This window comes from Bacillus carboniphilus, assembly GCF_020524035.2.
Lineage (GTDB): Bacteria > Bacillota > Bacilli > Bacillales > JAIVKR01 > Bacillus_CC.
The window spans coordinates 691,671-717,059 of record NZ_CP129013.1; the positions used below are offsets into that span (position 1 = coordinate 691,671).

The window sequence follows — 25,389 nt, forward strand, 5'->3', positions numbered from 1 at the left end:
ACTTTTATAAATTTATCATTTAAGAAAGCCTCTGATATAGAGGCTTTAAGTTTATAGTAAAGCACGATCATAAATTAGTCGTTACAAAAAAGATTCAATTTTGAGTTCGTTTTGAAAGACATTCTTTCAATATATTAGCATAAAATAAGTCTTTTGCACATAAACAAATGAAAATTCCTTCATACTAACAGTATTAATTATGAAGGGTTCGGTTCATAGTGAAGGCTATAATTGAGTGGGTTTGGGGTATTCCAATGATCGTTTTACTTTTAGGTGGTGGAGTTATTTTAAGTAGCCGCATCGGTTTTATTCAACTAATAAAATTACCGATGATCTTTCGTGAAACGATTGGGATGATGTTTTCCAAAAAGGAACGTTCGAAAGAAGTAAGTCCATTTGCCGCCTTTTCAGCCGCTCTTGGAGGAACAGTAGGAGCCAATAACATCATTGGCGTTCCTTTAGCGATCTTTTATGGTGGTCCGGGAGCGTTATTTTGGATGTGGATGGTGTCGCTTATTGGCATGGGTACGATTTATACAGAAATTTTATTTGGTCAACAGTTTAAAGAGAAGAACAAGAAAGATGAATGGGTTGGCGGACCTTCTTACTATATGGATAGAGGGCTAAAGTGGCGAAAAATCGCTCGATTTTATTCTGTGATCTTGATGTTTCAAGTGTTAGCAAGTGTCATGGTGCAATCTAATGCGACAGCTTTATCATGGAATCATTACAGCTCGTTTCCCATTTGGATCATCGGTGTTTTGATGGCAGGGATTGTGGGGTTTTCATTATGGGGTGGCATTAATAGAATCACCTCAATTATGAAATACTTTGTACCAACAATGGTTTTTCTTTATGTCATCGGTACGTCTACCGTCATTTTTATCAATTATGATTTACTTATTCCCGTGTTTAAATCGATTTTTCAACACGCTTTCATCCCCTCTTCAGCGATGGGGTTGTTTCCGGGAGCGACTTTATTTGCCACACTTCGCTGGGGACTTGCTAGAGGACTATATTCAAGTGAAGCTGGATTAGGAACAGCGGCGATTGCCCATTCTTCTTCAGATGTTGAAGCCCCTGAAAAACAAGCGTATTGGGGAATCATTGCTGTTTTTTTTGATACGATAGTTATTTGTTCTTTAACAGGATTGGCCGTATTGACAAGCGGCGTTTGGATGAAGCAAGAGGAGAAACAATTAATCCATATGGTTTCAAACGCGTTTGCAACTGTTTTCCCAGAGTCCATTGCCAACATCACATTAGCCTGTTTGTTAACTTTATTCGTTTTCTCAACAGTGACTATTTTAATATTTTATGGGGAAAAACAGGCTGAATACCTAGGGAAAGAAAAGACGATACCTTATTTACGTATTGTCTATCTTGTTAGTATCATCATCGGTTCCATTTTAGCTATTGATTTACTGTGGGTACTATTAGACGTTTGTTTAGCTTTGTTAGTTGTTCCAAATATGTTTGCTTTATTAAGATTGTCCAAAAAAACTAACGTAAATGAATAAACAGTTCCACCATGTCTTTTCCTAATTTGAGGCTGAAAAATAATAGGAAGACACCTGCAGCTAACGTGACCATTTTTAATAATGTTTTATTGATCAAATTTTTAGCAAAATGGACCGTGAAAGCAACATTTAAATTCCATATGAAAATACCTAATATGATGCTTGTACTATAAATAATGAACGGATAAATGGAAGGTGTCTCGCTAGCAATCGTTGTCAAAGAAGAACCATAAATACTGAACCAAAAAATGAGATTGAAAGGGTTAAGCAAGGCAATAAAAAAGCCTGTCCAATAAGAGGACTTGTTGTTTTTATTCTCCATGTTGTAAGGTGACTTCGTAAGTGAATGAAAGATTGTTGATAAGCTCATTTTTAGTAAAAAGACAAACCCAAAAGAAGCGAGTATGAGTTTCACAGCTTCTATTTGTAAAAAAGGATAGACCCCGATAAAGATCAATAAAATAAAAAGGATGTCTGCACTCATTCCACCTAAGCCAATCAGCCATGAGGGCCAAAACCCATGGTTTATTCCACGTTTGATCATTTCTAGTTTAATAGGTCCGATCGGGGCGGCTAAGCCAATTCCGAGAAGACATGGCTCAATGATTAGTTCAAAAAAATTCATTATTATTCCACCTTTATGTGAGTAGCTTGTATTCTAATATATACTCATTGGACACGAGAGTTTGCTAAAAAGTTTTCATAAATCTTGTTTTCTAGTAATAAAAATTATAGAGTCAATCGTTTACTTGCTTAGGAAATATAATAAGAAGGTGTGATGTTGGTGTCAAAATTATTAAAAGCAACGGATATAACAGATGACTCTTATGTTCCGAACTGGGGATTGAACGTTTTTCAATCCTTTTCATCCGACATGTTAGATGAAGAACGCCTTTTTCCATGTTTTCTAGGAGTAGAAGGGTTGAAAAATGATTGGTTACGATTCACTTTTATTGATAGTCTTCAAACGGGAATGGATAAATTGGCGGAAGACTTAAGAACATATTTAAAGAGCTATAAACAAATTGGGCGATACACTTCTTTTGTTGCTTTTTTTAAACCTGAACCATTAAAAACGATAGAAGAATATGAAAAAGATTTTTGGCGTGTTTTGCAAAACCTTCATAAGTTAGATGATAAGCCTTGGCCCCAAGAGATCCCTGTAGACCCAGATAATCATATGTGGGAATTTTCCTTTCATGATCAACCGATGTTTGTAGTTTGTAATACGCCTGCACATAAAAAAAGGAAAAGTCGATATAGTAAAACCTTTATGATGACATTCCAACCAAGGTGGGTTTTTGAAGGGATCGACGAAAACACAGTAAAAGGGAGAAACATACAAAAAATTGTTCGTAATCGCTTAAAGCATTATGATGATGTGGCAGCCCACCCTGAATTAGGGTGGTATGGGAAAGAGAGTAATCTTGAGTGGAAGCAATATTATTTAAAGGATGATAATGAAAAATCAGCAGCGAAATGTCCGTTTCATGCAAGTAAACCATATCAAAGTATGAAGGAGTGACGGTTTATGAATCAAACAAGGTTTGAAAAGCAAGTAGGGGGGGCATTAGATGAGGTTGTTTATGAATTACTCCCAAAAGATAAAACAGGCTATGTAGAAGTTCAGTATGATACGCCTCACCAGGAGCATCCCTACCATACTCATCCAACAGATGAAATTCTACATATAATTGAAGGTGGGCTGTTTTTTACTGTAGATGATGAAACCATATATTGCGAAGAAGGAGATCGAATATACTTGCCTAAATACGTATGGCATGGATCAAAGGCGGGGGAAGAGGGTTGTACGTATATTATTGCGATTTTAAAATAGGAAGGAGTATGTATGGTGGATCGTCCAGTATTAGTAGTTGTTGACGTGCAAAAGGGATTTGATGATCCTAGATGGGGAAAACGGAATGGTTTAGAAGCAGAAGAGAATATGATTTCACTTATGGAGCATTGGCGTTTCGAAAAATTACCAATTATCCATATTCAGCATAGCTCTAAAGATAAGCATTCCCCCCTGTATCACGGGGGATGGGGTTACCCTTTTAAAGACGGATTTGAGCCAAGAGAAGGAGAGTACCATATTATTAAGCGAGTAAACAGCGCATTTATTGAAACCTCGTTAGATCAAGTTTTAAAGGAAAACCACTTAAATACCCTTGTAATCATCGGCTTCACCGTTCCTCACTGTATCTCCACTACGGCAAGAATGGCTGGAAACTTAGGTTATCAAACGTTTATTGTAGAAGATGCAACGGTTTCTTTTGAAAGAAAGGCTATAAATGATGAGTATTTTTCACCAGAACAAGTTCATTTAATGGAGCTGTCCATCCTTCATAATGAATTTGCCAATATTATTTCTACACACAGTGCTCTCATGCTAGGGAAAAGCTACTCTTTTTAATAAATTTTCTCTAGTATGTAACCCCTCTTAATTAAGTACGTCTATATGTATGACGGAAAAGATGGAGGTGAGTTAGATGAAAATTATTCTAAAGCTATTTATCGGATTGTCTATTTTAATGGTTTTTGTGGGTTGTAGTAATGATCAGTCAGAAGTAAGCGATGAAGCTCCTTATACAACCGAAGAAAGTCATAGCAAAGTAGTTGAGCATAAAGATGAGCAACTGACAAATGATCAAGAATTAGCCGAGAACAATGAAACTGTTAGTGAAAAAAAGATTATCTATAACGCATTTTTAGATGTTGAAATGAAAGATTATGAACAAACCATTCAAGAATTAAAAACAGAAGCGACTAACCTAGGTGGCTATGTTCTTAACGTGAATACGATAGAAAATGATAATGAACGAAGGAAAGAAGGAAACGTCACTTTCCGAATCCCTGAAGGGGAATTTCAATCGTTTTTAGAGATTGTCAAGGGGAAGAGTGTGAAAGTCAATCATCAATCAGAAAGTGCAACAGATGTAACGGAGGAATATGTAGACCTAGAGTCAAGACTAAAATCGAAACAAGCAGTCGAAAAACGGTTGAACGATTATTTACAAGAAGCAGAAAATGTTGAAGACTTACTTTCGATTTCGAAGGAGCTTGAACGAGTTCAACAAGAAATTGAACAATTGAAGGGCAGAATTCAATATTTAGAAAATCAAACGAGCTATGCTACGGTTGATCTTCGTGCAGTTGAAACAAAGGCTAATATACCAGGACAAGATGACTTAAATACGTGGGAACGAACAAAACAAACCTTCTTAGAAAGCATGAATAAATTATTAGCGTTCGCTTCAAATGTTGTCGTGTTTTTAGTTGGATATCTTCCAATCATTATTTTAATAACCGTTATCGGTATTGGAGGAGTTTGGATCTCCAAGTGGTGGATAAAAAAATCGAAATCAAGACAAAAGATGGACTAAAAGGGTTAGCAATGTAATCATAGAAGAAAGGAATAGTTGAACAAAAAATCGTTTCCACCTTTTTTTTATGATTACTCCTTCGTTTTCAATGGGTTTCATGAATGGTTTGTCCAATGTTATCTCTCCTTAATAGTAGCAACCTCTCTAAAAATATATACGAAAGGGGTGAGAATATGATTGAAATTGATGTTTTTATTAGTGCATATGTAGCTATGGCATTGTCAGTTTTATTACTAGTACTTATTATTTTACTTATATGGAAGAAGAAGTGGTTATCGTGGAAATCCGTTGGAATGGGTATCCTCATCTTTATTGTGTTTGCATTAGTATTAGAACAATTGTTACATATCTTTCTCATTGATCGAGATAGCGGTTTGTTGAAGTTTTCAAATAATCCTTATTTATTCGTATTGTATGGTTGTTTAGCTGCTGGAATATTTGAAGAGGTCGGCAGATATGTAGGATTTCGCTTTTTATTGAGAAAGAATAGGGAATTTGGAGACGGGCTGTCATATGGATTAGGTCATGGTGGAATAGAAGTAATTGTAGTAACGTTTCTAAGTTTAATTAGTTTAGTTATTATTTCTACCTTTATTAATCAAGGAATGTTTGATGCCCTCTTTAGTGAAAGTTTAACTGCTGATCAGTTAAACGACGTTAAAGACCAGTATCTCAATATGGAATGGTTTATGCCGTTAATCAGTTTTCTAGAAAGAATTCCAGCTCTAGCCCTTCATCTCTCTTTATCGTTACTTGTCCTTTTATCAGTAAAGAGGAAGAAGAAGTCTTTCCTTTTGTTAGCAATCGGCTTTCATGCGATCTTTAACTTTTTCCCAGGTCTTTACCAAGCAGACATTGTTCCACTTTGGTTTACAGAAGTAATTATATGGATATTTGGAATAGGTTGTTTTTGGTTTATTATCAAAAGTAGAAAATTGTTTGATGGTGAGACTGATCATTAACTTGGAAGACCTTTTCATGAAGATGATGAAAAGGTCTTTTAGAAGACAACTATTTTTCCCGCTCTCTTGTCTTTTTTTAAAACGCCCAGTTTCCGTTTCGGAAGATCGGTTCTAAAGTTCCATCTTCAAGTTCACCGTCGATATCCATATCAGCCGTTCCTACCATGAAATCAACGTGAGTTAAACTATCATTGAGACCTTTTTCAGCAAGCTGTTCTTTTGTCATCTTGACCCCATCTTTTAAACAAAATGGAAAGGCAGCACCTAATGCCAAATGGTTTGAGGCATTTTCATCAAATAACGTATTAAAAAATAAGATATTTGAATTAGAAATAGGAGAATCATGAGGCACGAGGGCAATTTCTCCTAAATAATGTGATCCTTCATCGGTATCTACAAGTGATTGTAAGATTTCTTCACCTTGCTTTGCCTTCGCAGCGATCACTCGACCGTTTTTAAATGTTAATTGGAATTCGTCAATAATATTTCCAGCATAGCTTAAAGGCTTTGAACTGCTAACGGTTCCATTTACTCCATACATGGATGGACTTGTGAAGACCTCTTCCGTAGGGATGTTTTTAATAAAACCATGTCCATGTTCATTTTTACTTTCTGCGGTTGTCCAAATGTGATCCTTCGGAAGTTCGATTGATAAATCAGTCCCTTTCGCCTTGTAGTGAAGGGCTTTATAACGCTTTGAATTCAAATATTCTTTCTTTTCTTGTAATGATTTTGAATGGTTTTCCCACGCTTTTACGGGGTCTTCTTCATGTGACCTTGTGGTAGAAAAAATGGCGTCCCATAAGAATGAAAGTCGTTGTTCCTTTGGTTCATTTGAAAACACTTTATTAGCCCAACCTTCAGTAGCCGCTGCCGCAATTGTCCAACTTATCTTTTCATTTTGCATATATTGACGGAAGGTTTCTAATTCTTTTCCTTTCGCTTTTTGAAAGGATGAGATTTTACTAGAATCAATCCCTTTTAAATAGTCAGGGTCAGATGATGTAATATGTAAATAGGCAGCTCCTTCTTTAGCCAGTTCTTCTTTTTCAAGAGCTTTGTAAGAAGGGAATTCGGTAAACGACGATGCTGGCGCTAGTTCAAATTTGATTCGGCTAGCTTGATCATCGTACCAGTCCAGTCGTACTTCTTTTGCCCCTCGCTCATACGCTTTCTTAACGACAAAGCGAACAAATTCGGGTGATTCAACAGGAGCATCGATAAATAGAGTTTGATCTTTTTGAATATTTAAGCCGACTGATACAATCAGCTCAGCATATTTCTCTAACTTTTGTTCAAATGAGGTCATAATAAACAGTCTCCTTTACTTATTTATGAAGGCAACTCTCTTAAAAGAAAGTTGCCCGTAAAATGGGTTTAGTTAAAACGCCCAGTTTCCGTTTCGGAAGACAGGTTCAATTGTACCGTCTTCATGCTCACCGTCAATGTCCATTTGATCGGAACCAATCATAAAATCAACGTGAACTAAGCTATTGTTTAACCCGTGCTCTTCTAATTGTTCTTTCGACATCGTTTTTCCGCCTTCAATACAGAAAGAGTAGGCAGAGCCAATCGCTAAATGATTTGAGGCATTCTCATCAAATAAGGTGTTGTAAAATAATATATTTGATTGGGATATAGGCGATTGATGTGGGACAAGCGCAACCTCCCCTAAAAATTTCGCTCCTTCATCAGCACTAACTAAATCTTTTAAAACATCCTCTCCAACTTCTGCTTTGAAGTCAACAATTTTACCTTCTTTAAAGGTGAGGGTAAAATTATCGATTACATTTCCAGCGTAACTAAGCGGTTTTGTATTCGTGACCGTCCCATTGACTCCATCTTTTTTAGGGACGGTGAACACTTCTTCTGTTGGCATGTTGGCAATAAAGTCAACCCCTTGTTCATTTGTGCTACCAACGCCAATCCAAAGGTGTCCTTTTGGCAATTCAATAGTTAAATCAGTTCCTGGTGCTTTATAGATTAAACGCTTATAGGATTTGTTATTTAAGTAATGTGCTTTTTCTTCCACAAGGTTTTTATGTACATCCCAAGCTTGATTAGGGTCTTCTTCCAGTACGCGAGTGGTTTTGAAAATCTCTTCCCATAAAAGGGCCGCTTGATCTTCTTTTGGTGCGTTTGGAAAGACTTTTTTTTGCCCATCCTTCTGACGCTGCAGCCATCACAAGCCAACTATTTTTGTCCGCTTGAATATTTTGACGATACTTTTCAAGTGCTTTTCCTGCCGCTTTATTGAAGTTGGCAATTTTTTCTGGATTTACTCCTTTGAGTAAGTCAGGGCTTGAAGAGATAATAGAGATGAAGGCAAGCTCCTTTCTCACTTAACTCCTCTTTTTCGACTGCTTTATATTTAGGAAAATGTGTAAACGATTCAACAGGGGCTAAATCATATTTTATTCTTATTGATTGATCATCGTACCAATCGATGTAAACGTGATCTGCTCCTTTTTCATACGCTTTTTTGGCGATAAGTCGAGCAATTTCTGGGCTTTCAACAGGTGCGCTAACAAATAACGTTTGATTTGGTTGCAGGTTCACCCCTTTCTCAACAACTAAATGTGCATATCTTTCTAGTTTTTCTTCAAATGTTGGCATTTTTTCTACTCCTTTAATCTAATGTTGATAGTACGTACCTATTTTATCACTTTGTCTTTTCTTGAGCGAATTTCACGAGTTTTTTCCTTGTAATATAATTATCGCTTTTTGAAATTTCACCTTTATTTTAATAAGGATTGAAATACAAGGTACCAGAAATAAACTCCCGTTTTTTTATTAAGTCTTCTTTATGATTTCATAGGCTTGTTCATCACAAATGACAAATAATTTTGCATTAACAGGAATGCTTTCATCTAATCGATTGACAATTGACAGGTCTTCATGATCTGAAATCAGTAAAGCTCCTTTTGAAGATAGTTCATCTTTCGCTTGTCGGTATGTTTTCCAGCCTTTATTTGGAATAGAATATAGATCATAACCCTTGTGGCTGGTGAGCTGACGTATAATTTCGCTTGAACCATTAAATAGCATCGAGCGAGCAGCTAGGTGTGCCGCCGTATCATTTGGTGTAATAAATTCATCTACATCAACATATTGAAAGGCTTGAAGATGACGAGTGTCTGATATTTCGCAAAGGGTATAAATCGTTTGGTTTTGTTTTCTGGCATATTCCTTTAAAGTAGAAGCAATTAACAATGTTTGACCATCAGCCTCAGATGTGCGTTTGCAATCTTCAGGTGAAAAAATCATCACCGATTTACAATTGACTACATTCGCATGACATAGTGTTTCATGGACAGATGGGTTTCCCTTAACGAATTCGACCCGCTCGTGAAAGATCGGTGTTTTTTCTAAAATTTCATCAATAATGACAATATGGATTGAAGGGAATGTTATTAAAAGCTCTTCTAAAGCAATCTGAGCTTTTTTAGTCCAATTGATTAAGATGATATGATTTTCGGTCGTTATCTTCATTTTGCCTTCCTCCTTCAATCGTTTACGATAGCTAAAAGCATCAATCGTTTTGCCAATAAAAATAGTCATGATCCCAATTCCTACTATGTATAAAAACATCGCAAAAATTTTACCTTCTATCGTCGTTGGTGATACATCTCCATATCCGACTGTCACAACTGTAGTCATCACCCACCAAAGTCCTTCGAAAGGAGTAGGAAAAGTATCAGGTTCAATAAAAGTGATCGCAAAGCTACTAATCATAATTAAGGAAATTGTCGCAAATAAAACCGTCCAATTGCTAGCTTTTATGGCTTTGTACCACATTTTTTTAAAAAAGATAATAAGGAGCCCCCCCTTGTTTAATGTGTCTAGTATGATACCTTGTCTCTGCATTGCTGAAATTTAAATGATAATAGATTCAATTAACACTGTATCATTATATCAATATTTTAAGAGGTTGTTCAAAGAGTGCCACAAACATTAACTCTATGTTAATTTTTAGGATGAGTAAATAAGCTTAAGTGACTGACGACTCATACTTGTGAACCTGATCCAACATTATATATGTTAAGTATATATAAAGTGTTTAATAGAATATAGGAAGAACTCCCGTCTCCATTCTCTTTTACGATCCAATTATTATCTGTAGACAGATTAAGAAAACCAGGGAAAGAGGAAGACAAAACAGTTTCTTGCATGGATCACCCATGGATCGCCAACGTGTACACCCATTCCACCAAACATATGCCCGAAAATAAACTCGACTTCGATGAACTTTCTGATACTAGAGGTAGCCTTTTTAAAGAGGGTATTTTTCGTGCTTCTTTCGATTGATTCACCCCATCAACAACAAGAATAATCATACCGTCTTTCTTTGAAATCGGAGCATTCTGGTGAACAAGTTGGGTCTATGTTTAAATCAGGTCTCCTAATTTCCAAACGTGAGATCTAAAAAAATGCACCATCGCAGTATAAGGTATTTTCCAATATTATTTTTAGTAAATTTTGATAACTTTGTTCCATGTTTTTCAATAAATGATATACTAGGGATAAGGTTGTGGGGTAAAGAATGTTAGAGGTGATGGAATGAACCAATATCGGGGAAGAATGATTGCCAGTTCAACCGTTATTGTGGTTGTCTGTTTATGGAATTTTATCTTTTATGTTATTTTAAAAAACCAGCCATATTGGAAGATCGATTTTCTCTTTACACTGGCAATTGTGATTATCGCATGGTGGCTAGGTATGTACTATGACCGATCGAAGCATTATTTGCAGCGAATCAAATTAAGTGAACAACGATTTCGGAAGTTATCCACCGAAATGAACCATGTCTTAACACATATTCAAGATGTCGTTTTTCAAACAGATTCAACAGGTAAAATATCCTATTTAAATCATGCATGGGAAAAACTTACGGGATACACAGTAAACGAAAGTACTCATAGTATAATTTATCATTTTATTCCTTTTGATAATAAGGAAGAAGTACAGAAAAAAATGAAAGAATGTGTAAAAAATAATGTTGAACATACTCGATTTGAAGTAAGCTATAAGAAAAAAGATGGTGGGAAATTTTGGGGTATGATTCATCTTACGTTTTATTATAATGAATATGGTGTATTTGAAGGGACAGTTGGGACGATAACCGATATTACCGAGCGTGTCTATGCAGAAGAAGAACTAATTGAAATGAATGAACATTTAGCCATCCAATCGCAAAAATTAGCTATTGCGGGTCAGTTAGCTGCAGGAATTGCACATGAAGTTAGAAATCCTCTCACATCAATTAATGGTTTTTTACAACTAATATATAGGGAAGGGAGAGAGGATAGACAATATTTTCAAATAATTTTTGATGAAATAAAAAGAATAGAAGTCGTACTTAGTGAATTACTCATGTTAGCAAAGCCTCAAGCAATATACTTTCAAGAAGTCAATGTAGTTGAGGTGGTCCAACAAGTAGTTACCTTTACACAGTCGAATGCGACTCTTCATAATATCAACATTGAATTTATAAACAAAGGAAATGATATTTATATATTATGTGATGAAAATCAACTTAAACAAGTATTTATTAATCTTATTAAAAATAGCATTGAAGCTATGAACAACGGTGGAAACATTTTGGTAACATCATATAGGAAGAATGGACAGGCTGTCATTACAATAGAAGATGAGGGAATGGGGATGACCGATGAACAAATAGAAAAATTAGGAGAACCTTTCTTTACAACAAAAGAAAAAGGTACAGGGCTAGGAATGACGGTATGTTTACGAATTATTAAAGATCACCAGGGGCAACTACATGTAAAAAGTGTTCCAGGAAAAGGTACGAAAATTTCTATTTCTATTCCTGTAACTGACTCGGTTTTAGTCAATCAGGATCGAATTATTGTTACATAATAAGAATGAGGCAGGTGCTTTGAACTTCCACTACAAGTAAAAGAAGCTTTAAGATGAAAGAGTTTTGTTCTAAAGTGAGAAAGCTACGATTTTATGAAAGGTAACCGCATCTTATGCCTGTCGTGGCTGATTGAGGCTATGACACTTTTCAACTTCTAGTTTTCTCCCTACTTTTTATCATGCACTATTAGTAAAAGGGTGTCTCACGTTACTTGAGTCACCCTTTTTTTAAGGTGGATGAACAAAAGAATATTCTTACAAATAGGAGATGACCTTCTCAAAAGAACATAAAGCTTCATTAATATGTTGGGGATCGTGTGTACTCATGACATTTACTCGCAGCATTTGGTGACCTGGCATTACCGCAGGGCTTATGACTGCATTTGTATAAACGCCAGCTTCTAGTAGTCGTTTCCATAGAGTAAAGGTTTTTTGATCGTCTTTCGTATATATGGGAATGATTGGAGTGGAACCATTAGGTACATCATATCCTAGCTGCTGTAAACCTTTGCGGATTTTTTGACCGTTCTCCTGAAGTTTAACAATTCGTTCTGGCTCATTCTCAATAATCGTTAATGCTTGCAAAGTAGCAGCAAGCGCTGAAGCTGGCATACTAGCACTGAACATGAAAGAAGGAGAATGATGTTTTAAATATTCAATGACATGCTTGGCACCAACAACAAATCCACCAATAGAAGCTAGACTTTTACTGAAAGTACCAGTAATAAGATCGATATGATCTTGGACTCCATAAAAGTGTGAAATTCCTTGTCCTTTCTCTCCGATTACTCCAACCCCATGGGCATCATCGACCATGATTGTGGCTTGATAGGTTTTAGCTAAGGATACAATTTCTTTAATAGAAGCAAGATCTCCTCCCATTGAAAAAACACCATCCGTAATAATGAATTTACCTGCTTTCCTAGGTGCTTGTTTTAAAAGTTTTTCAAGGTGCCGCATATCATTATGCTTATACCTAAAAACCTTTTTTGAGTAATAGATTCCTTTTGATATTAAAACACCTTGGACAATTGAATTATGATTATCTTTGTCCATATAGATATAATCTTCTTTTCCAATTAAAGGGACGATTGTTCCTTGATTAGACATAAAACCTGTGGTGAACAACAAACAAGCCTCTTTCTCGAAAAACTGAGCAAGCCGCCATTCTAATTCCTCGTGTAAGAGCAGATGTCCGTTCATTAATCGCGATCCAGAATTTGTCGTCCCATATTGGGAAATAGCATCTTGAGCTGCTTGCTGGACTCGTGGGTCCGTTGAAAGACCTAAATAATTGTTAGACCCCATCATAATAATTTTTTTGTTTCCCATTTTTACAAGTGGACCATTGTTTTCTTCCACACTTAAAAAATACGGGTACACGGCTTTCTTAACTTCTTCTAGCTCATTTGCAAAGGTTATTGTTTTGTCTAATAACATTTTTACCATCCCTTTCTAATTTAGCATCAACTTTAAACGAATCAGAAGAGAGAACTGAACGATCTTTATAAATTGACAAAATGGAATATCATTTTTCTACAAATAATAGGTTTATTTCATTATTCGACATAAAGGTAGGAAACCTTTTTTTTTCACAAAAAATACAAAAAAACATAATATTTGATTATTATGTAAACGTTTTCTTTATGTTGATTTGACATCTTTTCTTTTTGGATGAAAAATGAGGTGATAGAGCATTCTTAATGTTGCATATTAGGATAATTGGTCTAGCATAAAAAGACCGACAGTTTTCAGTTTCCATTTCTTTAATTGTGATAATTGTCACTGAATGTTCATGTTCAATCATTCACAATAAGTTTTTTTGTATTACAATAATATTAAATAAGGGGTTACGTTTGTAGAAGAATCATAAAATGATAATTTTTAAACTAAACAGAATGACAGAAAAGGAGTAGGTATAATGGCAGAATTGGATAGTGTCTTACTCAGTCGAATGCTGACTACGTTAACTTTAGCATTTCATATTATATTTGCGACAATCGGTGTAGGAGTACCCATTATGATCTCAATAGCTGAATTTATTGGGATAAAGAAAAACGATGAACATTATTTATTATTAGCAAGAAGGTGGGCAAGAGGCTTTGTTGTAACGGTTGCTGTTGGGGTTGTGACTGGAACGGTTATAGGTCTTCAGCTTGCTCTCCTTTGGCCAAGCTTCATGGAGCTGGCAGGACAAGTGATTAGCCTTCCATTGTTTATGGAAACTTTTGCGTTCTTTTTTGAAGCAATCTTCTTAGGAATTTATTTATATACATGGGATCGCTTTAAAAAGCCGATTTACCATTGGCTTATTTCTTTACCAGTTGTCATTGGTTCATCTTTATCAGCCTTTTTTATTACAACCGTAAATGCCTTTATGAATACACCCCAAGGTTTTTCAGTGGAAGATGGGATACTAGTTGGAATTGATCCGTTAGCTGCGATGTTTAATCCAGCAACTCCATCAAAAGTATTTCACGTTTTATCTTCGTCATTTATGACGTGTGCGTTTATTCTCGCCGCTATCTCAGCCTTTGTCTTATTAAAAGGAAGAGGAACGGACTACCATAAAAAAGCATTGAAGCTAACGCTTATCTCAGCCTTTATTTTTTCATTTTTCACTGCTTTAGCGGGGGATTTATCTGCGAAGTTTTTAGCGGAATACCAGCCTGAAAAATTAGCAGCGGCTGAGTGGCATTTTGAAACGGAAGAAGGAGCGGATTTAATTTTCTTTGGAACCTTGAATGAAGAGGGGGAAATTGAAAATGAAATTAGGTTTCCAAAATTACTTAGCTTTCTTGCTTTTAATGACTTCGATGCAGAGGTCATCGGATTAGACCAAATTCCAGATGATGAGGAACCTCCACTTATTGTTCATTATTTGTTTGATGTAATGGTGATGATTGGAATGTACGGGTTAGGTATTTCACTATTGGGATTAGTCTTAATGAAATTTAAACCAAAGTTCCTTTATAATAAAGTGGTTTTATGGTTAATTGTAGCAAGTGGCCCGTTAGCCATGATTGGCATTGAAGCAGGATGGTTCTATGCGGAAATTGGAAGACAACCATGGATTTTAAGAGGATTTATGAAAGTGGCAGAAGGAGCAACTACATCTACTCATTTGCCAATTATTTTTGGATTGTTTTTAGTCTTATATTTAATTTTAGGGGTTATTTGTGTAGTGGTGTTAAGGAAAATATTTAGGAATAATCCAGCCGAGGCAGAGTTAGAACGACGTTTTAAATAGAAGTTCATAGGGGGACGATTATCAAAATGTTCCCCGGATTTTTACACGTAGTGAAGATGAAAGGATGAAAGCAAAATGGATATACCTTTGATTGGAATAACGGTTTTATGGATCTTTTTATACGGGTATTTAATCGTGGCTTCCATTGATTTCGGAGCTGGATTTTTTGCCTTTCATGGAAAAATGACAAAGCAAGATCATATTATTAATGACTTAATTAGCCGATATTTATCTCCTGTTTGGGAAGTAACAAATGTGTTCTTTGTCTTTTTCTTTGTGGGAATTGTTGGCTTTTTCCCAAAAACGGCTTATTATTATGGGACCGCTCTTCTCATACCTGGTAGTGTTGCGCTTATTTTGTTAGTGATTCGGGGATCGTTTTATGCCTTTGGTAATTATGGCTCTAAGGATAACCGAGTTTATTTGTTTTTGTATGGAGCAACTGGTTTATTAATTCCTGCTGCATTATCAACGACTTTAACAATTTCAGAAGGAGGTTTTTTAGAGGAAAGGGATGGCACGATTGTTTTTTTAGCTAAAGAGCTATTTACTAGTACTTATTCATGGAGTGTCGTATTTTTGGCGATCGTGTCTGTCTTGTTCATTAGTGCCTCTTTTTTAACGTACTATGCTGATCGAGCAAATGATCAAAACGCATTATCTCTATTAAGAAAATACGCGTTATTATGGGCACCACCGACAATTGTAGCTAGCCTGCTTGTTTTTATTGGTTTAAAGGGGCATAATTTGCGACATTTTAACAATGCAATGGACATTTGGTATATGTTTGGGTTATCTCTCTTCTTTTTCTTAGCAGCCACATGGTTAATTTATAAGGGGAAAAAATATGGAATAGCGTTTATTTTTGTAATGCTACAATTTTTCTTCGCCTTTTTTGGCTACGGTGCTTCTCATTTGCCGTATATATTGGACCCTTACATCACCATTTATTCGGGTGTAACGAATGAGACGATGGGGATCACATTAATTATTGTATTTATTGCTGGTTTATTATTGCTCATTCCTTCGTTAATTCTTCTATTAAGGCTATTCTTATTTGATGCTGATTATGTAAAAGGAAAAAAATAAATCATCCTAGAGTTTAAAGGATAAATCCATTATAATTTGAACAGTAATTAAAAATAGGGAAGCCATTCATTGTGAGGAGAACAAATATGAAAAAAGAGTTTGCAGTAATTGGACTGGGGCGTTTTGGAGGAAGTATTTGTAAAGCCTTAAGCGAAGAAGGGATGGAAGTATTAGCTATTGACAAGGATGAAGATAAGGTTAATGAATTTGCGAATATCGCTTTTCATCCAGTTGTAGGAGATTCTACAGATGAAATGGTGTTAAAAAGTCTTGGCATCAGAAATTTTGACCATGTCATCGTTGCAATCGGAGACAATATACAAGCAAGTATTTTAACCACGTTAATTTTAAAAGAATTAGGCGTGAAAAAGATTACAGTAAAAGCCCAAAATGATTATCATGAAAAGGTATTATCAAAAATTGGAGCGGATCACATTGTTCATCCTGAACGAGATATGGGTAAAAGAATTGCTCATAACATTATTTCTAACAATGTTCTAGATTACTTAGAGCTTTCTGATGAACATAGTATTGTTGAAATTGTTGCTAGTGACCAACTAGCTGGAAATACATTGATTGAACTTGATATTCGTGCCAATTATGGAATTAATATTGTCGCCATTAAAAGAGGACGTGAAATTATCGTTTCTCCGCAAGCAGAGGACCCCATTCAAAAAGAAGATATTTTAATCGTTATAGGGGCGGATAGTGACATTCATCGATTTGAAAAAAGGGTATTATAAAGTCTATAAACGAAACCTTTAGAACAGGAAAATAAGATCATATGTTCTTGTCCTTTTGTATGCTATAATCATATTGTGAATAATGGGTCCGTTTTAGGAATCGGCTAATCCCCTATGAAAGGGGGGATGCCTTTCGTGTCTGTTTTTGAAAGCTTGACGTTGATGATTTCTTTTGCTACATTGATCATCTTTATTTTGTCTTTTGAACGTAAAAAATAGACCACCCATAGTAACTTGACAGAATGTGGCCTATTTTCTAGCCGATACCCTTTAAGGGAACCGTTATTATTTGCTGCCATAGGTGTTCCTAGCACCTATGGTATTTACTTCCCCCATTATTTTATCACATTGTCAGTGAATAATTCATCGTTTTTTTAGTCCGCTTATAAGAATATGAATGGTTTTTTCCATTTCCAAATCATCATCCCAATCATTATTTGGCAAAACAATAAATCTCGAAATGATAAACCCTATTAAGGTAGTCATTGTCATGCGCAAAACGATTTGAGGTGATACATCAATAATGTCACCTTTTTCTTGAAAGTGTACAATGACATCAAGAAATTTAGGATACACTTCTTCTGTAAAAGTTTCTTTAAATTGGTCTTGTAATTCATCATGATAAAAGACTTCTTGAGCAAAAATTTTTAAAACGGAAAGGTGCTCTTTTACAAAGTCATAACGATTTTGCAGGATTGTTCGAATGAAGCCTTCATAACTTGAATGCTCTTGCTGGAAAACTTCTGCAACAAATGATTTTGTTAAAAAAGGAGCGATATAATTTGTCATAGCAGGCATGACAATTGATAATAAAAGGTTTTTCTTAGTCGAATAGTGACGAAAAATCGTTCCTTCAGCTACCCCTGCTTTTTTTGCAATCTCACTTGTCGATGTTGCAGAAAACCCTTTTTCTGAAAAAATCTCAATTGCTGCATCTACAATTTTCTGTTGTTTTTCACTCATTGGTTTTGTTTGACTAGAATTGTACCATTCTTTAAAATTATTTTCTGACATGTTTTTTACTCCTAACAATCATTATGCGTTCTATCATACAGTTAAAGTGCAAGGAGAGCGCTTTATTTGACGTTTCTAGGAAGAGACTAGAAGAGATACTGACCATAATATTAACAAACACTTAGTTTATACTCAATCTAGATTTTTCGATATCTTTTTAAGGCAAAGATATTTAAACAAGCAAATAAAACAGTAAATCCAACTAAGACATACACTTCAGTTGAAAATGCTTCAAATCCATTGCCTTTAATCATGACCTCTTCAAGCGCACTTGCTCCATACGTTAAAGGCATGATCACACTTAAAGATGCAAGCCAGTCAGCCATTGAATCTAATGGGAAAAGTCCTGAAAAGAAAACTTGTGGTATGACAATAATCGGAATAAACTGCATCATTTGAAGCTCATTATTTGCAAAAGTTGATAGTAAGGTACCTAATGTTAAAGCAGTTAAAGAAAGAAGTAGGGAAATGAATAAGACATATAAAAATGAACCTTCATGCATGACGTCTAAGATGTAAATGGAATACCATGTGATAATGGTCGTTTGGAAGAGGGTGAAAATCCCAAAACCAAAAATATATCCGAAAACCAGTTCATATCGATGAATAGGAGTAGAAAGTAATCGTTCTAATGTACCAGTAGTCCTTTCTCTTAGAAACGAAACACCTGCAATTAAAAATACAAAGAAAAAAATGAAAAAACCAATTAAAACAGGACCAATGGAATCAAATAAATCCATATCTGCTGATCCGTATATATAATTGATTGTAGGCTCGGCATTAGCTTGACCTCCATTATTAACTGAACTCGCTATTAATGAAATAATGGCTTTACTAGTCGTTGGATCGGACCCTTCAAGAGTAATAATAATCTCCTTATCATCTAAGCTTATAAAAGCATCTAGATTATGTTCAATTATTGCTTCTTTTGGCTTAGTTTTATCATAACTTGAAAAGGTAAAGTTATCGTGATCAAGATTTTCTACCGATGTTTCATCAGCATCTTCGTATCCAATTTCATAAGTAGTTTCTCCACTTGTAAAAACAAGATTAATAAGTGTTAGGATAAATATTGGTGCAATGAGCATTAACGCTAACGTTCGTGGGTCTCTAACAAACTGACGAATGATCCTAGAAATTAAAGCTACAATTTTCATCTTTACTTCCCTCCTAATGACAAGAAAGCTTCCTCAATGGAGGACACCTTTTCTTGTTGTTTAATCTGCTCAGGTGTTCCAACAGTAAGCAAGTGTCCATCACGAAGCATTGCAATTTTGGTGCATTTTTCAGCTTCATCCATGACATGGGTGGTGAGAAGAATACATGCACCATTTTTACGCAACTGATTTAGCTCTTCCCAAATCGTTTTTCTCATTAGGGGGTCTATACCTACAGTTGGTTCATCTAAAATTAAAATGTTTGGCTCGTGAAGAAGTGAGATTGCCAAAGAGAGTCTCCGCTTCATACCTCCGGAATAAGCAGAAACCTTTGTATAAATATCATTGAATAATCCGACTAGATCCATAACGATTGAAATTCTTTCTTTGGCATGTTTTCGTTTCATTCCATATAGAGATGCAAAGAACACGAGGTTCTCAAATGCAGTTAAATCTTCATAAAGGGCATCTGATTGAGACATGAAACCAACAGTCTTTGAAATTTTTAAATTAGGGACTGTTAACCCATCAATTTTAATGGTTCCTTGATCTTGTTTTTCCATTCCCATTATGAGTTTGACTAGCGTTGTTTTTCCAGAACCAGAAGGACCGAGAAGACCAAAGATTTCTCCTTGATTGACGGAACAACTAATCTCTTTTAGGACGCTTTTTTTCCCAAATTGTTTAGAAACGTGATCAATATGAATCATGATAGCAAAACACCTCCGGAATATAAAAAGTGAGTAATCACTCATTAATAGTTATAGTATATCATGGGTTTAGTGAGTAATCACTCATTTTTGATCAAATTTTGATAAAAGTTAAAGCCAAGAGTGTTCATATATATGAACACTCTTGGCTTTTTAATTATATATTTTTAGCACGAAGATTGAGTTTCTAAGTATTCGTTGTGAAACCTTAACAAACAGCTTAAGTGAATCTTCCATTTTTAATAACCTTTCTGGTAAACTTAAGGGTAGTTTGCTATTTTAAAATAAAAAGGATTGAAAATATGGTTAAATTTTTTTTAAAACTCTCTTTTTTGTCATGTTTATTCATTAGCCCTTTTTTTATTTCTACTTTCAATCAAAGAGAATGGCTTTTTCTTCTCCTATTTATCATCTGCTTCAGTCTATGTTATTTCCTTTTACCCCTTTTTTCGAACAAGATACCATTGTTAACTTTACTTTTATCGATAGTGGCTTTGTATGCCATTTTTCTTGAGAAAAATGAATACATATCAACCATGTTATTTATTTTTTTATTATTAGAATCTGTGTTTGAATTAAAAAGAAAACAATTTATGACTTTTTTATGGTTCGCAGGAATACAATGGGGTGCTGTGCTCTTACTCAATCCAACTCCTTTATCTTTCCTTTTATACGCGATCATGTTGATGTTTTCCTTTCACTGTAATGAAAGTGTCCAACAATTAGAAGAAAAAGACGAATTATACAAAGGGTTGTTAGGAGAGTATCGATTATTAAAACGAAAGTCCTTTGCCAATGAACAGCTTGTTCGAATAGAAGAACGAGCAAAAGTGACAAGAGATATTCATGACACAGTTGGACATAAATTAACCGCATTACTGATGCAAATTCAAATGTTGATCTTACAGCAACCAACAAAAGAATTAATGAATCTTAAACAATTGGCCGAAGAATCTTTAGAGGAAACGAGAAATGCAGTAAGAACCTTATCAAACCAAGAAATAATTGGACTAGAGTCTGTTTTACAATTAATAAAAAAACTAGAATCTGAGAGTCATATTCAAGTTGACTTTAACATGGGAAGCGGTGTTTTATCTCAAAGATTTTCAAACGAGATTAATGTTACGGTTTATCGAGTTATTCAAGAAGCGATTACGAATGCCTTAAGGCACGGTTTTACACAAAAAGTGGAAGTAAGCTTAAAGAAAACAGCAACGAATGATTTATCTATAAAAGTAACTAATAAACTGCACAATCAGAAACCACTAGTCAAAGGCTTTGGCCTCACGAACATGGATAAGCGGGTGAAAGAATTAGGTGGACGGCTATATGTAAGCCAAGAAAATGAACAATTTTATTTAAATGCTATTATTCCAGTGGGGGGAGAATAACGAAATGAAAAAAATATTACTAGTTGAGGATCAACTTATTGTTAGAGAAGGATTAAAAATGATGATTGAACAAGACTCTTCCTTTCAAGTAGTTGCTGAAGCAGGCAATGGTTTAGAAGCAATTGAAAAAATGTCAGCGTACCATATAGATCTAATTATGATGGACATTCGAATGGAGAAAATGAATGGGATTGATGCGACAAAACAGATTAAACAGCAATGGCCCCATGTCAAAATTCTTATTTTAACGACTTTTAATGATGATGAATATGCCATGCAACTCTTAAAGAAGGAGCAAACGGGTTTATGTTAAAGACTGCGAACCCCACGCAGCTGCTAGAAGCGATGCATAGTTCCTTAAATGGGGGTCTCTCTTTAAATGATGAAGTAGCAGCAAAGGTGATGCCGAAATTGTTACAAACACAAAACAGGATAACTTCTTCAAAAGTCGATGAGCTCACCGATCGAGAAAAATCCATTTGTAAATTAATAGGCGAAGGGAAAACAAATCGAGAAATCGCGGAAGAACTTCATTTATCTGTGGGGACGGTAAAAAATTACTTGACTCATATTTTACATAAGCTTGAATTAAGGGATCGAACACAATTAGCTATTTTTGCGATAAAGAATGACTTAATTTAACACATAGTTTGGAATATGACTTAAGTCATACGAATCTTCTTCACTTAATGACTCGAGGTACTACTCGCTAAAAAAGGAAAAGATTAATATAAAGATAGTTACTTGATAAGGAGGTTTATAGACATGATTATTGAAGCGGTTGAATTAACGAAAGCTTATAAACAAAAAAACGTAGTAGACAAAGTGAATATGGTTCTTGAGAAAGGAGAGACAGTGGGCCTATTAGGTCCGAATGGAGCAGGGAAGTCAACAACCATTTCCATGATTTCAACTTTAATTCATCCTACTGATGGAGATGTGAGATTGAATAATGAAAGCGTTATTGAACACCCACAAATATTAAGAAAAAAATTAGGGATCGTTCCTCAAGAAATCGCCTTGTATAATGAATTGAACGCGAGGGAGAATCTGCTATTCTTTGGAAGAATTCAAGGGTTATCTGGGAAATCTCTTCAAGAAAAAATTGATGAAGTATTAACGTTAATAGGCTTAGACAATCGTCAAAAAGATGTGGTTGAAAAATACTCAGGTGGAATGAAAAGACGTCTAAATATCGGGGTAGCGCTCCTTCATGATCCGGAATTACTGATCATGGATGAACCTACAGTTGGGATTGACCCGCAATCTAGAAACTATATTTTAGAAACAGTCAAACGTCTAAATAGTGAAAAGGGAATTACGGTCTTATATACAAGTCATTACATGGAAGAAGTTGAGTATCTTTGTGACAGAATTTATATTATGGATCAAGGGAAAATCATTGCTTCTGGAACAAAGGAAGAGTTAAAAACGATTATTTCAAATGAGCAAACGATTGAATTGCAAGTTTTAACGGTTAAATCAGAGTTTATTGAACGTTTACAGTCTCTTGAAGCCATTAAAGAAGTAAAGGTTAAAGAACATAAACTATCTTTGCTAGTTCCAATCGAAGAACATATTTTTGCAGAAATTTTTGAAATAGCGAAAGAAGAGGAGATTATCATATCCTCTGTTCAATTAAATTCTCCAACTCTTGAAGATGTATTTCTACATTTAACAGGGCGGAAGCTACGAGATTAACTGGAGGTGATTATGATGCTTGCCCAACTTATTAAGAAACAACTTTTACTTGTTATCAGAAATCGTTCAGAGTTCATTATCTTATTAGCGATGCCTTTCGTACTGATCTTTATTTTAGGATCAGCTTTAGGAGGGCTTCAAGATAATGATTCATCAGAGTTAACAATAGACATAGCCATAGCGGATCACTCAAAAGAAGTGGATGCCGAAGAGTTGACATCATTTTTGATGAAAGAAGGAGGGATGACGCAAGAAGAAGCTGACCAGGTTTTGAGTGTACTTTTGGAAAAAAATCCGATCGCTGTTTTTCAAAACATGATTTCAGAAGATCAACAATTAAATAAAATGATCAATGTAGATCAAATAGACTCAGAAGAGGTTAATGAGGTGAAAGCAGATGACGAGTATTCAGCCATCATTGAAATCCCAGAAGACTTCACCATTTTGTTTGTGAAAAATCAACTACTACAAACGGCAGAACTTCCGCAACTAAGCATTTTATTAAATGAAGGACAATCACTTTATTCCTCAATTATTAATGATATTTTGGAACAATTTCAAACTGAATACTCTTATTACTTAAATCTGCAAGCAGAAGGGATATCTTTCCAAGAAGTAGAAATGGCTTCTCCAACCATTGAATCCCTGTCCACTTCAGGCTCAATTGATTCGAAAAGCTACTACACGGTTGGGATGAGCGTCATGTTTGTACTTTATATTGCATCCTCAATGGGAGCTTATGCTTTCATGGAAAAGGACATTCATATTTATGATCGGATCATGTTATCGGGGGTTTCAAAATGGTTGTATTTTATAAGTATTTTTATATCGTCTATGATTTTATCCTTTGTTCAACTTTCACTTCTTTACGGAGTAACTGCCCTATTATATGATATTTCATGGCCGAATTTTACTTCGTATTTTCTAATTACTCTTTCTCTTTGCTTTGCGGTAGGAGGCGTATCAACTTTATTAAGTGCAATTAACTACTCCTTGAATTCAGTAGCCGTATCCAATTTGTTTAGCTCAACCATTGCAACTGTTTTCGCTTTTTTAGGAGGAAGTTTTTATCCTACAAGTCAAATGCCAGATGTCATTGGCTTTTTAGGGAATTTGACGCCCAATGGAGCGGCTATGACGGCCTACTTAAAAGCGTTACAAGGATTTGAAATGAGCTCTTATGCAAATCAGTTATATGTTCTTCTAGGAACAGGGGTATTGTTATTAGTTGCGACGGTCATGATTGTTCCGGAGAGGAGGAGGCAAGGATGAATGGGATACTAAGAGCTAAACTAGCCATTTTATATCGAAAACCCATTAAGCTTTATATTGTTGACGGCTGTAAGTATCGCGTTTGCTTTTTTAATGGGGGGAGGAAGTCAACAGCTCATTCCTTTACCAGTAGTTTCTGAACTACCGCAAGAAGAGACGAATCATATCATTGAACAATTAAATAAAGAAGATGTGTTTATGATTGAGCTAGTTGAAGAAAAAGAGCTGAAAGAAATGTTAGAAAACAATCAAGCTCAGCAGGGAGTCATACTCAAAGAAAAAGAATACACGATACAACAAATAGTAGAAACAGATAAGCAACCAATCATTATTCAATACTTAAACCATATATACTTAGAAATGGAGCAGATCGAGCAGCTCACCGAAACAATGCCAGAGAAGGATGAAGATAGTATTCAGGTGCTTTATGATCAATTAACATCACAGGAAAGCTTTGATATTGAGAAAACAAGCTTTCAAGGCGAAGATGGTATTATTTATGATGCTAACCTTCAAGCCATTTTTGGCTTCTCCTTATTCTTTGTTATGTATACCATTTCTTATAGCGTGGTAGATATATTAAGAGAAAAAGAACTTGGAATTTGGGATCGTTTAATTTTATCAAAAACGTCTAAATGGAAGATTTACGTTTCAACGTTTTTGTATAGTTTCTTTGTTGGCTATCTTCAAGTATTAATAATATTTAGTGTCTTTCAATATGTATTGGATATCGATTTTTACGGTACATTTTACTCTACCTTGTTGCTCATTATACCGTATTTATTATCCATTATTGCTCTATCCATGTTGATTAGTGGTCTTGTTAAAAATATGAGGCAATTCAACGTTGTGATTCCGTTAGTATCCGTTAGTATGGCAATGATAAGTGGGGCATATTGGCCGATTGAAATTGTTGAAAATAAGGCTTTGTTATTTGTTGCCGATTTATTGCCATTAACCTATGGGATGGAAATGTTAAAGGGTGCAACTCTTTATCAATATGGATGGATGGATTTACTGGAGCCTACCACTATATTAATTTTAATGACGGTTGTGATGATGGGAATTGGGATTAATTTAGTAGAGAAAAGGCATTAGTTTTCAATAGCCATTAACTGCTTTTTGTTATTCTGAACGTTTAGTAAATAGGTGATATTTTTCTTGGAGAATTGAATAACATCCGCTTGTACACCTTGTTTTTTTAGGTTTTCAACGATGCTTTTTAAAGAAGGAGTCATAAGTCACACTGCCTTTCTGAATAGATGAATTGACTGACTAGTCAGTTAGAATAATTGTATACCTTGAAATGGTAAA

At 35.2% G+C, this 25,389-nt stretch carries 23 protein-coding genes and 2 pseudogenes; 16 read left to right on the plus strand and 9 right to left on the minus strand.

The genetic code is table 11. The features are described from left to right. Positions 1 to 218 precede the first annotated feature (218 nt). Positions 219 to 1,520 carry an alanine/glycine:cation symporter family protein gene (locus LC087_RS03470; protein ID WP_306020024.1) on the plus strand — a complete coding sequence of 434 codons (1,302 nt, stop codon included), beginning with the start codon at positions 219 to 221 and terminating at the stop codon, positions 1,518 to 1,520. On the opposite strand, the gene LC087_RS03475 is transcribed toward LC087_RS03470, so the two are convergent. Beyond that, positions 1,504 to 2,145, minus strand: a complete 642-nt coding sequence (locus LC087_RS03475) for a LysE family transporter (RefSeq protein ID WP_226539744.1) — start codon at positions 2,143 to 2,145, stop codon at positions 1,504 to 1,506. The two genes, LC087_RS03470 and LC087_RS03475, sit on opposite strands and share 17 nt — an antisense overlap. A 153-nt stretch (positions 2,146 to 2,298) precedes the next feature. On the opposite strand from LC087_RS03475, the gene LC087_RS03480 reads away from it, so the two are divergent. The 5 genes from LC087_RS03480 (at position 2,299) to LC087_RS03500 (ending at position 5,868) form a co-directional block, all read left to right on the plus strand. Then, positions 2,299 to 3,045, plus strand: a complete 747-nt coding sequence (locus LC087_RS03480; protein WP_226539743.1) for a YqcI/YcgG family protein — start codon at positions 2,299 to 2,301, stop codon at positions 3,043 to 3,045. A gap of 6 nt (positions 3,046 to 3,051) precedes the next feature. Beyond that, entirely contained in the window at positions 3,052 to 3,357 is a 306-nt protein-coding gene (locus LC087_RS03485; RefSeq protein ID WP_226539742.1) for a cupin domain-containing protein, read from the plus strand. A gap of 12 nt (positions 3,358 to 3,369) precedes the next feature. Then, positions 3,370 to 3,936 (plus strand): cysteine hydrolase family protein, encoded by a 567-nt coding sequence (locus LC087_RS03490; RefSeq protein ID WP_226539740.1) that lies wholly within the window; start codon positions 3,370 to 3,372, stop codon positions 3,934 to 3,936. Between the two features lie 76 nt (positions 3,937 to 4,012). Then, positions 4,013 to 4,906, plus strand: coding sequence for a DUF4349 domain-containing protein (locus LC087_RS03495; RefSeq protein WP_226539738.1), 894 nt, complete (start codon positions 4,013 to 4,015; stop codon positions 4,904 to 4,906). Positions 4,907 to 5,079: 173 nt separating this feature from the next. Next, positions 5,080 to 5,868, plus strand: coding sequence for a YhfC family intramembrane metalloprotease (locus LC087_RS03500; protein ID WP_226539737.1), 789 nt, complete (start codon positions 5,080 to 5,082; stop codon positions 5,866 to 5,868). Between the two features lie 76 nt (positions 5,869 to 5,944). Here the strand turns inward: LC087_RS03500 and LC087_RS03505 are convergent, their stop codons facing one another. From LC087_RS03505 to LC087_RS03515, 3 genes and pseudogenes are all read right to left on the minus strand, one after another. Next, positions 5,945 to 7,177, minus strand: coding sequence for an aminopeptidase (locus LC087_RS03505; RefSeq protein ID WP_226539736.1), 1,233 nt, complete (start codon positions 7,175 to 7,177; stop codon positions 5,945 to 5,947). A gap of 72 nt (positions 7,178 to 7,249) precedes the next feature. Next, positions 7,250 to 8,484 (minus strand): annotated as a pseudogene (locus LC087_RS03510) (aminopeptidase). Positions 8,485 to 8,661: 177 nt separating this feature from the next. Next, positions 8,662 to 9,735, minus strand: a complete 1,074-nt coding sequence (locus tag LC087_RS03515) for a potassium channel family protein (protein WP_226539734.1) — start codon at positions 9,733 to 9,735, stop codon at positions 8,662 to 8,664. Between the two features lie 693 nt (positions 9,736 to 10,428). Between LC087_RS03515 and LC087_RS03520 the strand changes: the two genes are divergently transcribed. After that, complete coding sequence (locus LC087_RS03520; RefSeq protein ID WP_226539733.1) at positions 10,429 to 11,748, plus strand: ATP-binding protein; 1,320 nt, start codon at positions 10,429 to 10,431, stop codon at positions 11,746 to 11,748. A gap of 255 nt (positions 11,749 to 12,003) precedes the next feature. Here the strand turns inward: LC087_RS03520 and LC087_RS03525 are convergent, their stop codons facing one another. After that, entirely contained in the window at positions 12,004 to 13,188 is a 1,185-nt protein-coding gene (locus LC087_RS03525; RefSeq protein ID WP_306020030.1) for an aminotransferase class I/II-fold pyridoxal phosphate-dependent enzyme, read from the minus strand. Between the two features lie 481 nt (positions 13,189 to 13,669). Between LC087_RS03525 and LC087_RS03530 the strand changes: the two genes are divergently transcribed. The 4 genes from LC087_RS03530 (at position 13,670) to LC087_RS19570 (ending at position 17,049) form a co-directional block, all read left to right on the plus strand. Beyond that, on the plus strand, positions 13,670 to 14,998 hold the full coding sequence (locus LC087_RS03530) for a cytochrome ubiquinol oxidase subunit I (protein ID WP_226539731.1): 1,329 nt from the start codon (positions 13,670 to 13,672) through the stop codon (positions 14,996 to 14,998). 75 nt (positions 14,999 to 15,073) lie between these two features. Then, positions 15,074 to 16,087, plus strand: coding sequence for a cytochrome d ubiquinol oxidase subunit II (locus LC087_RS03535; protein WP_226539730.1), 1,014 nt, complete (start codon positions 15,074 to 15,076; stop codon positions 16,085 to 16,087). Positions 16,088 to 16,173: 86 nt separating this feature from the next. Then, complete coding sequence (locus LC087_RS03540; protein ID WP_226539729.1) at positions 16,174 to 16,830, plus strand: potassium channel family protein; 657 nt, start codon at positions 16,174 to 16,176, stop codon at positions 16,828 to 16,830. A gap of 126 nt (positions 16,831 to 16,956) precedes the next feature. After that, positions 16,957 to 17,049, plus strand: coding sequence for a putative holin-like toxin (locus tag LC087_RS19570; protein WP_226539728.1), 93 nt, complete (start codon positions 16,957 to 16,959; stop codon positions 17,047 to 17,049). 144 nt (positions 17,050 to 17,193) lie between these two features. Here LC087_RS19570 and LC087_RS03545 read toward each other — a convergent pair whose 3' ends face one another. The 3 genes from LC087_RS03545 to LC087_RS03555 form a co-directional block, all read right to left on the minus strand. Then, positions 17,194 to 17,844 carry a TetR/AcrR family transcriptional regulator gene (locus LC087_RS03545; protein ID WP_226539727.1) on the minus strand — a complete coding sequence of 217 codons (651 nt, stop codon included), beginning with the start codon at positions 17,842 to 17,844 and terminating at the stop codon, positions 17,194 to 17,196. A 137-nt stretch (positions 17,845 to 17,981) separates the two neighbouring features. Further along, the gene (locus LC087_RS03550; RefSeq protein ID WP_226539726.1) at positions 17,982 to 19,001 is read right to left on the minus strand and encodes an ABC transporter permease; all 1,020 of its coding nucleotides are present in this window, start codon (positions 18,999 to 19,001) and stop codon (positions 17,982 to 17,984) included. 2 nt (positions 19,002 to 19,003) lie between these two features. Next, complete coding sequence (locus tag LC087_RS03555) at positions 19,004 to 19,711, minus strand: ABC transporter ATP-binding protein (protein ID WP_226539724.1); 708 nt, start codon at positions 19,709 to 19,711, stop codon at positions 19,004 to 19,006. A gap of 464 nt (positions 19,712 to 20,175) precedes the next feature. On the opposite strand from LC087_RS03555, the gene LC087_RS03560 reads away from it, so the two are divergent. The 5 genes and pseudogenes from LC087_RS03560 to LC087_RS03580 all read left to right on the plus strand — a co-directional run bounded on the left by LC087_RS03560 (position 20,176) and on the right by LC087_RS03580 (position 25,173). Further along, a complete protein-coding gene (locus LC087_RS03560) occupies positions 20,176 to 21,102 on the plus strand; it encodes a sensor histidine kinase (protein WP_226539722.1) in 927 nt (308 codons plus the stop codon). Between the two features lie 4 nt (positions 21,103 to 21,106). Further along, positions 21,107 to 21,744 (plus strand): annotated as a pseudogene (locus tag LC087_RS03565) (response regulator transcription factor). 123 nt (positions 21,745 to 21,867) lie between these two features. Continuing rightward, positions 21,868 to 22,803 (plus strand): ABC transporter ATP-binding protein, encoded by a 936-nt coding sequence (locus LC087_RS03570; RefSeq protein ID WP_264189853.1) that lies wholly within the window; start codon positions 21,868 to 21,870, stop codon positions 22,801 to 22,803. A gap of 15 nt (positions 22,804 to 22,818) precedes the next feature. After that, a complete protein-coding gene (locus tag LC087_RS03575) occupies positions 22,819 to 24,075 on the plus strand; it encodes an ABC transporter permease (protein ID WP_226539719.1) in 1,257 nt (418 codons plus the stop codon). 60 nt (positions 24,076 to 24,135) lie between these two features. Beyond that, positions 24,136 to 25,173, plus strand: coding sequence for an ABC transporter permease (locus tag LC087_RS03580; RefSeq protein ID WP_306020037.1), 1,038 nt, complete (start codon positions 24,136 to 24,138; stop codon positions 25,171 to 25,173). Here the strand turns inward: LC087_RS03580 and LC087_RS03585 are convergent. Then, positions 25,170 to 25,313, minus strand: a complete 144-nt coding sequence (locus tag LC087_RS03585; RefSeq protein ID WP_226539715.1) for a hypothetical protein — start codon at positions 25,311 to 25,313, stop codon at positions 25,170 to 25,172. The genes LC087_RS03580 and LC087_RS03585 overlap by 4 nt on opposite strands. Between the last annotated feature and the right edge of the window lie 76 nt (positions 25,314 to 25,389).

What these genes read in the sequence shown, in the direction of transcription:
- LC087_RS03475 (WP_226539744.1), bottom strand. Translation starts at nt 2,145, where the DNA reads ATGAATTTTTTTGAACTAATCATTGAGCCATGTCTTCTCGGAATTGGC.
- LC087_RS03480 (WP_226539743.1), top strand. Translation starts at nt 2,299, where the DNA reads ATGTTGGTGTCAAAATTATTAAAAGCAACGGATATAACAGATGACTCT.
- LC087_RS03485 (WP_226539742.1), top strand. Translation starts at nt 3,052, where the DNA reads ATGAATCAAACAAGGTTTGAAAAGCAAGTAGGGGGGGCATTAGATGAG.
- LC087_RS03490 (WP_226539740.1), top strand. Translation starts at nt 3,370, where the DNA reads ATGGTGGATCGTCCAGTATTAGTAGTTGTTGACGTGCAAAAGGGATTT.
- LC087_RS03495 (WP_226539738.1), top strand. Translation starts at nt 4,013, where the DNA reads ATGAAAATTATTCTAAAGCTATTTATCGGATTGTCTATTTTAATGGTT.
- LC087_RS03500 (WP_226539737.1), top strand. Translation starts at nt 5,080, where the DNA reads ATGATTGAAATTGATGTTTTTATTAGTGCATATGTAGCTATGGCATTG.
- LC087_RS03505 (WP_226539736.1), bottom strand. Translation starts at nt 7,177, where the DNA reads ATGACCTCATTTGAACAAAAGTTAGAGAAATATGCTGAGCTGATTGTA.
- LC087_RS03515 (WP_226539734.1), bottom strand. Translation starts at nt 9,735, where the DNA reads ATGCAGAGACAAGGTATCATACTAGACACATTAAACAAGGGGGGGCTC.
- LC087_RS03520 (WP_226539733.1), top strand. Translation starts at nt 10,429, where the DNA reads ATGAACCAATATCGGGGAAGAATGATTGCCAGTTCAACCGTTATTGTG.
- LC087_RS03525 (WP_306020030.1), bottom strand. Translation starts at nt 13,188, where the DNA reads ATGTTATTAGACAAAACAATAACCTTTGCAAATGAGCTAGAAGAAGTT.
- LC087_RS03530 (WP_226539731.1), top strand. Translation starts at nt 13,670, where the DNA reads ATGGCAGAATTGGATAGTGTCTTACTCAGTCGAATGCTGACTACGTTA.
- LC087_RS03535 (WP_226539730.1), top strand. Translation starts at nt 15,074, where the DNA reads ATGGATATACCTTTGATTGGAATAACGGTTTTATGGATCTTTTTATAC.
- LC087_RS03540 (WP_226539729.1), top strand. Translation starts at nt 16,174, where the DNA reads ATGAAAAAAGAGTTTGCAGTAATTGGACTGGGGCGTTTTGGAGGAAGT.
- LC087_RS19570 (WP_226539728.1), top strand. Translation starts at nt 16,957, where the DNA reads ATGCCTTTCGTGTCTGTTTTTGAAAGCTTGACGTTGATGATTTCTTTT.
- LC087_RS03545 (WP_226539727.1), bottom strand. Translation starts at nt 17,844, where the DNA reads ATGTCAGAAAATAATTTTAAAGAATGGTACAATTCTAGTCAAACAAAA.
- LC087_RS03550 (WP_226539726.1), bottom strand. Translation starts at nt 19,001, where the DNA reads ATGAAAATTGTAGCTTTAATTTCTAGGATCATTCGTCAGTTTGTTAGA.
- LC087_RS03555 (WP_226539724.1), bottom strand. Translation starts at nt 19,711, where the DNA reads ATGATTCATATTGATCACGTTTCTAAACAATTTGGGAAAAAAAGCGTC.
- LC087_RS03570 (WP_264189853.1), top strand. Translation starts at nt 21,868, where the DNA reads ATGATTATTGAAGCGGTTGAATTAACGAAAGCTTATAAACAAAAAAAC.
- LC087_RS03575 (WP_226539719.1), top strand. Translation starts at nt 22,819, where the DNA reads ATGCTTGCCCAACTTATTAAGAAACAACTTTTACTTGTTATCAGAAAT.
- LC087_RS03585 (WP_226539715.1), bottom strand. Translation starts at nt 25,313, where the DNA reads ATGACTCCTTCTTTAAAAAGCATCGTTGAAAACCTAAAAAAACAAGGT.